This is a genomic window from Roseovarius sp. (assembly GCF_018066915.1).
Classification (GTDB): domain Bacteria; phylum Pseudomonadota; class Alphaproteobacteria; order Rhodobacterales; family Rhodobacteraceae; genus Roseovarius.
Genome location: NZ_JAGPVV010000148.1, coordinates 1 through 6,736, shown reverse-complemented (window position 1 = coordinate 6,736; position 6,736 = coordinate 1). Strand labels below are relative to the sequence as shown.

The 6,736-nt window shown below is 61.4% G+C and carries 8 protein-coding genes; 1 reads left to right on the top strand and 7 read right to left on the bottom strand.

What is annotated here, in order from left to right:
• The 7 genes from KBT70_RS08085 to KBT70_RS08055 form a co-directional block, all read right to left on the bottom strand.
• Positions 1 to 690 (bottom strand): VC_2705 family sodium/solute symporter (locus KBT70_RS08085; RefSeq protein WP_296631006.1); only part of this gene is annotated, 690 nt, incomplete at its 3' end.
• A gap of 15 nt (positions 691 to 705) precedes the next feature.
• The gene (locus tag KBT70_RS08080; RefSeq protein ID WP_081507577.1) at positions 706 to 966 is read right to left on the bottom strand and encodes a DUF4212 domain-containing protein; all 261 of its coding nucleotides are present in this window, start codon (positions 964 to 966) and stop codon (positions 706 to 708) included.
• Positions 967 to 1,036: 70 nt separating this feature from the next.
• A complete protein-coding gene (locus KBT70_RS08075; RefSeq protein ID WP_296630997.1) occupies positions 1,037 to 1,723 on the bottom strand; it encodes an adenylate kinase in 687 nt (228 codons plus the stop codon).
• A 14-nt stretch (positions 1,724 to 1,737) separates the two neighbouring features.
• Positions 1,738 to 3,678: an acetate--CoA ligase gene (gene acs, locus KBT70_RS08070; protein ID WP_296630995.1), complete on the bottom strand. Its 1,941-nt coding sequence runs from the start codon at positions 3,676 to 3,678 to the stop codon at positions 1,738 to 1,740.
• Positions 3,679 to 3,991: 313 nt separating this feature from the next.
• Positions 3,992 to 4,288 (bottom strand): DUF6525 family protein, encoded by a 297-nt coding sequence (locus KBT70_RS08065; protein WP_296630993.1) that lies wholly within the window; start codon positions 4,286 to 4,288, stop codon positions 3,992 to 3,994.
• Positions 4,278 to 4,889, bottom strand: coding sequence for a DUF1826 domain-containing protein (locus tag KBT70_RS08060; protein WP_296630990.1), 612 nt, complete (start codon positions 4,887 to 4,889; stop codon positions 4,278 to 4,280). Before KBT70_RS08060 ends, KBT70_RS08065 begins: the two co-directional genes overlap by 11 nt.
• Positions 4,890 to 4,907: 18 nt before the next feature.
• Positions 4,908 to 6,125 carry a GTP-binding protein gene (locus KBT70_RS08055; protein WP_296630986.1) on the bottom strand — a complete coding sequence of 406 codons (1,218 nt, stop codon included), beginning with the start codon at positions 6,123 to 6,125 and terminating at the stop codon, positions 4,908 to 4,910.
• 125 nt (positions 6,126 to 6,250) lie between these two features.
• Here KBT70_RS08055 and KBT70_RS08050 point away from each other — a divergent pair.
• A partial coding sequence (locus tag KBT70_RS08050; RefSeq protein ID WP_296631009.1) for a DEAD/DEAH box helicase family protein occupies positions 6,251 to 6,736 on the top strand: 486 nt, incomplete at its 3' end.

The window sequence follows — 6,736 nt, the reverse complement described above, 5'->3', positions numbered from 1 at the left end:
CTTGAGCAGACCGTCCAGCGTGACAAGCAGATACTGGCCCGATGCGGTGTTCTCCGAGAAGAGACCGATCTGCGGCAGCACATGGCCCGTCAGTTGCAGCGAGATAAAGATCGCCGGAATCGTATAGGCGATGATCAAAACGCAATACTGCGCCACCTGCGTATAGGTGATGCCCTTCATCCCGCCCAAAACGGCGTAAACGAAAACCACCGCCGACGCGATCAAGAGACCGGTGGTGTTGTCCACTTCAAGAAAGCGCGAGAAGGCCACACCGGCACCCGCCATCTGACCGATCACATAGGTCACAGACATGGTGATCAGCGCGATCACGGCCACGACGCGGGCCTTGTTGCTGTAAAACCGGTCGCCCACAAACTCAGGGACCGTGTATTTGCCGAACTTGCGCAGATAGGGCGCCAGCAGCATGGCCATGAGCACGTAACCGCCCGTCCAGCCCATCAGGAAGGTCGAGTTGTTGTAGCCCACAAAGGCGATAAGACCCGCCATCGAGATGAACGAGGCCGCCGACATCCAGTCCGCCGCCGTTGCCATCCCGTTGACGACCGGATTCACGCCGCGTCCCGCTGCGTAGAATTCCGCCGTCGATCCCGCCTTGGCCCAGATCGCGATACCGAAGTAGAGCGCGAAACTTAGGCCGACGACGATGATATTGAGTGTTGTTTGTTCCATTGTCCCTCCCCCTGTTTATTCTTCACCGACGCCATGTTCGGCATCGAGTTTGTTCATCCGCCAGGCGTAGAAGAAGATCAGAATCAAAAAGACAATGATCGACCCTTGCTGCGCGAACCAGAACCCAAGATCGGTGCCGCCGATGGCGATCCCCGACAGCATGGGCCGCAGCAGAATGCCAAAGCCAAACGAGGCAAAGAACCAGATCACGAGGCTCCATGTGATAAGACGCAGATTGGCCTTCCAATAAGCGTTCGCTCTTTCTTGATCGGACAAAGCGTGCCCTCCCTTTTTTATAACGGCTTCCTCCAGACCGCGCCGGGACCATCCCGGCACGGGCACTCCTTTACGCAACCGCCTTTGCGACGATGGCGTTCAGCTCTCTAGCGACGGCCTCGATCTCGGCCATCGCATCGACGCGGGCCAGAACGCCGCGCGATTCGTAATAGGAAATCAGCGGCGCGGTCTGCGCATGATAGGCGCGCAGCCGCTGCTCCACTGTTTCCGCATTGTCATCGGCGCGCCGCTTCATCTCGGTGCCGCCGCATTTGTCACAGGTTCCCTCAACCGCGGGCACCTTGAAGCTGTCGTGATAGCCCTCACCACAGCCGCCGCAGGTGTAGCGGCCTGAAATCCGCGTCACCATCGCCGCATCATCGACCTCGAGGCTGATCGCGGCGCGGATACCCTGCCCGATCTCGGCCAAGAGACCATCCAGCGCCTCGGCCTGCACCGTGGTGCGCGGGAACCCGTCGAGGATCACGCCCTTGGCACAGTCCGGCTCGGCCAGACGGTCGCGCAGAATGGCTATGACGATCTCGTCGGACACAAGATCGCCCGCCTCCATCACCGCCTTCGCCGCACGACCCGCCTCGGTGCCCGCCGCCACAGCCGCGCGCAAGAGGTCCCCGGTCGAGAGTTGCACCAGACCGAATTGCTCCTCCAGCATCCGGGCCTGCGTGCCCTTGCCTGCGCCCGGCGGTCCTAACAGGACCAGATTGGCGGCGTTGCGGGGTGTGTCGCTTCCGTCCATCACGCTCATCCCCCTCAGGCTTTGGTGCGATTGGCAATCAGCTCGTCCACGACCGACGGATCGGCCAGCGTCGAGGTATCCCCAAGGCTGTCAAAGTCATTCTCGGCGATCTTGCGCAGAATGCGGCGCATGATCTTGCCCGAGCGGGTTTTCGGCAGGCCCGGCGCCCATTGAATGACGTCCGGCTTGGCAATCGGCCCGATTTCCTGACGCACCCAGTTGCCCAGTTCCGCGCGCAACGCCTCGGTGGCCTCGACCCCATCCATCAGCGTGACATAGCAATAGATGCCCTGCCCCTTGATATCATGCGGATAGCCCACCACAGCGGCCTCGCTGACGGTGGCATGGGCGACCAACGCCGATTCCACCTCGGCGGTGCCCATCCGGTGCCCCGAGACGTTGATCACGTCATCCACGCGGCCCGTGATCCAGTAATCGCCATCCTCGTCCCGACGGCACCCGTCGCCCGAGAAATAATAGCCTTTGAACATCTCGAAATAGGTCGAGACAAAGCGGTCGTGATCGCCCCAGACGGTGCGCATCTGCCCCGGCCAGCTATCCTTGAGCGCCAGCACCCCCGAGGTCTCGCCCTCCAGCACATTGCCTTGATCGTCCAGCACCACGGGCTGCACCCCAAAGAACGGCTTGGTGGCCGAACCGGGCTTGGGCGTGTCGATCACACCGGGCAGCGGCGTGATCAGGATGCCGCCGGTCTCGGTCTGCCACCAGGTATCGACGATGGGGCATTTGCCCTTGCCGACGTTCTCATTGTACCAGTTCCACGCTTCGGGATTGATCGGCTCACCGACCGAGCCCAGAATACGCAGGCTTGAGAGGTCCGAGGCTTCGACCGGCCCGGTGCCCTTGCCCATCAACGCGCGAATGGCGGTGGGGGCGGTGTAGAATTGCGTCACCTTGTGACGCTCGCACACCTGCCAGAATCGGCCTGCATCCGGATAGGTCGGCACACCCTCAAACATCAACGTGGTCGCGCCATTGGCCAGCGGACCATAGACGATATAACTATGCCCCGTGACCCAACCGACATCGGCGGTGCACCAGTAAATGTCACCTTCCTGATAGTCGAAAATGTATTCATGCGTCATGGACGCATAGGCCAGATAGCCGCCGGTGGTATGCACCACACCCTTGGGCATGCCGGTCGAGCCAGAGGTGTAGAGAATGAACAGCGGGTCCTCTGCGTTCATTTCTTCGGGCGGGCAATCGGCGCTGACCTTTTCGGCCTCTTCATGCCACCAGAAATCCAGATCACGCCGCCAAGCGACCTGATCGCCGGTGCGCTGCACCACAAGGCATTTCACATCGGTCGTATCATGCAAGAGCGCCTGATTGACGTTGTCCTTGAGCTTGGTCTTGCGGCCACCGCGCGGCGCATGGTCGGCGGTGATCACCACCTTGGCATCACAGCCGTTGATCCGTGCGCCCAGCGCATCCGGGCTGAACCCGGCGAAAACGATCGAATGAATGGCACCGATCCGCGCACAGGCCAGCATCGCATAGGCGGCCTCGGGGATCATCGGCAGATAGATCACGACCCGGTCGCCCTTGCCCACGCCCATGGACTTGAGCACATTGGCCATCTTGCAGGTCTGCGCGTGCAGTTCCTTGTAGCTGATGTGCTGCGGTGTCTCGTTGGGATCATCTGCTTCCCAGATGATCGCGGTCTGATCGCCACGCTTGGCCAGATGCCGGTCGATACAATTGGCGGCCACGTTCAGCGTGCCATCCTCGAACCATTTGATCGACACATTGTCATAGGCAAACGACGTGTTCTTCACTTTGGTATAGGGCTTGATCCAGTCCAGCCGCTTGCCATGCTCCCCCCAAAAGGCATCGGGGTTGCTGATCGAATCGGCATACATCCGCTCATACTTGGCCTGGTCGATATGAAAACCGGCTTTTTTCGCACCTGCGGTTGCGTTTGCGTCGCTCATGACTTGAAATCCTCCATCCCAACGGCCACCTGCTCCTCGTGACAGGCACTGCCGCATTCCTTGGCATACCCTAGCCGAAATTGCGCAGAAATTAACAAAATCCTGACAAACGCCCATAAGATCAGTGAATTTCTTGCATTGAGCCGGGTAAATCTTTGTAAATAAATTTTCCGCCTGTGTTTTCTGGCCTTTCGCGCCCCTCGAAACGACTCATAGGCGCAAATTTGCGACACACCCGACAGGAAACCTCATTCCCGCTGGGCGGGTGCGGCACTATGACCTGCCCGCGAATCACGTGACGCCGCGTCACGACTCACATTTGCGAATCATCCCGTGCCGATCCGACCGTCGGATATCCCCTGCCCCAGACCGCCGCCGCCTCACGCGCCAACGCGCGCGCTTCGATCCGGTCCAGACGCGCCAGCGCCGCCGCTTCGCACCCCCCGGCCGCACTCAAGGCCCGCGCCCAGACCCCCCGTACAGACCGCGCCGACCAAGGCAGCGCCGCCTGTGCCACCCAACGCCGCACCGGCCCCGGCAAACGGTCATAGTCGCTCAGGCCACCCGCAGAGCGGCGGCGTATTGCAGGGCTGCGCAGGTTACGCGCCACTTTGCCCGCCCGCCAGAACGTCGAGCACCAGCAATAGACGCGTCACGCCCCATCCTGCAATCGGCGGCGAGCGGTGCACCACCCCGCTCCGCTCCTCTCCTGTCCAGAGCGCGCCGCGAAAGATTCCCACATCCCCGGTTCCCATCCGCCACACCGGCTGCGGATCACCCTGCGCCCGCAGTAGCCCGTATTCGGTGCCCATCCCCCGATAGCTGCACAACAGTCGCGCCGGAACGTGATCCAGATGAAACTTGCAACAGGCATCATCGCGCACCACCTCAAGCCGCAGATGCAACGCAGCAGAGCCCATTACCTGACCAAAGAGCGCGGCCAGCGCGCCAATGTCGTCGCAAAACATCGCGCGCGCTGGCCCAGCCGACAGGTGCGCCATCTCACAGGCCCTCTGCGCCACATCGCGGGCACGCATCGTGGTGCAATAACACCGGACCTGCGGCAGGCTCTCCGGTGCCAACCCGTCAATCCACGCGGCAAGCACGGCCTCCCGTTGCCGCTGCCAGATCGCCCCCGCCTGCCCCGGCCTTGTAACCTGATGAAGAATGCCAGACCTCGCGCCCCGCGCGATCCCGAGAGCCAGTGTCATGCCATGGTCCCGCATTGCTCAGGCCGCCGCGGCCCGCCGCCACACCGGGAACGGATCGGGCAAGTCGCGAAACGCCAAAGGATCAAATGCCGTCTCGCTGCCGATCAACGCCGCATCCAGCGCCGCCGTGATCACAGCCCGGTCCATGCCTGCGCCGATGAACACCAGTTCCTGACGCCGGTCGCCAAAGGGCTCTGCCCAGTGCCGCATCACATAGTCCCGCGCCTGCGGATGCGTGGGCCAGCGCGCCTCGGGCACCGAGGCCCACCATGTGCCCAGCGGCCCCACCTTGCTCAGCGCGCCCGCGAGGCTGAACTCGGCCACCCAGTCAGGCCGCGTCGCCAGCCAGAAGTGCCCCTTGGCCCGGATCACGCCCGGCAAAGGACCGTTCAGAACGGCATGGACTTTTGCCGGATCAAACGGGCGCCGCGCACGATAAACAAACGAACTCACCCCGTATGCCTCGGTCTCGGGCACATGATCGGCAAAGCCATAAAGCTCCTTGGCCCAGAGCGGATGATCATGCGCTGTTGCGAAATCAAAAAGCCCAGTATTGAATATTCGCGCCGGATCGACCTGCGCATAATCCGTCTCGATGATCTGCGCATCCGAGTTGAGCGCTACGATGATGCTGCGGGCAGCCTCCCGTCGTGCGGTCCCCGCATCGCTGACCTTGTTGAGAACGATCACATCGGCAAACTCGATCTGATCGACCAGCAGATCAACCAGCGTCCTCGTGTCGCCCTCGCCGGCCACCTCGCCCCGGTCCGACAGAAATTCATGGCTGGAATAATTCTCGAGCAGGTTCACGGCATCCACCACCGTAACCAACGTGTCCAACCGCGCCACATCCGACAGGCTCTCGCCTGCCTCGTCCCGAAATTCGAACGTGGTCGCCACCGGCAACGGCTCTGACACCCCAGTCGATTCGATCAGCAGATAGTCAAACCGCCCCTCACCTGCCAGTTTGCGCACTTCCTTGAGCAAATCGTCGCGCAGCGTGCAGCAGATGCAACCGTTGGACATCTCAACCAGCGTTTCATCGGTTTGGCTCAGGTTTGCACCCCCGTCGCGCACCAGATCGGCATCAATATTAACCTCGGACATGTCATTGACGATCACCGCCACCCGGCGGCCCGCGCGGTTGTTTAACACGGCATTCAAAAGCGTGGTTTTGCCCGCGCCCAGAAAGCCCGAGAGCACGGTCACAGGCAGGCGGGTATCAGTGGTGTTCATTCTGGCCTCCAGTATTTGAAATGTTATCTCATTACATTTTATTCTACTACCGCCGCAACCCGCTTTGGGGCTTGAACCCCGCGCCAAAGAGAACAAATGTGGACATTGATCCACCGGAGCGCCCCATGCCCTATGCCCATTCCGACAAGACCCCGGCTGTGCTCAGCCATCCCGCGCCGGATGTGAAAACCCGCCCCAAGCTCGAGGGTGGCAAGCGCTTTGTTCTGGCTTCGGATTTCGAACCGGCGGGCGATCAGCCCACCGCCATCGCCGAGCTGTCGCAAGGTATCAATGAGGGCGAGCGCAATCAGGTGCTCTTGGGGGCCACCGGCACCGGCAAGACCTTTACCATGGCCAAGATCATCGAGGCGACGCAGCGCCCCGCCATCATCCTTGCGCCCAACAAGACCCTGGCGGCGCAGCTTTACGGGGAATTCAAGGGATTTTTCCCCGAAAACGCGGTCGAGTATTTCGTCAGCTACTACGACTACTATCAGCCCGAGGCCTACATCCCGGCTCAGGACATTTATATCGCGAAGGACGCGAGCATCAACGAGGACATCGACCGGCTGCGCCTGAGAACGACCAGCAGTCTGATGTCGCGCCAGGAC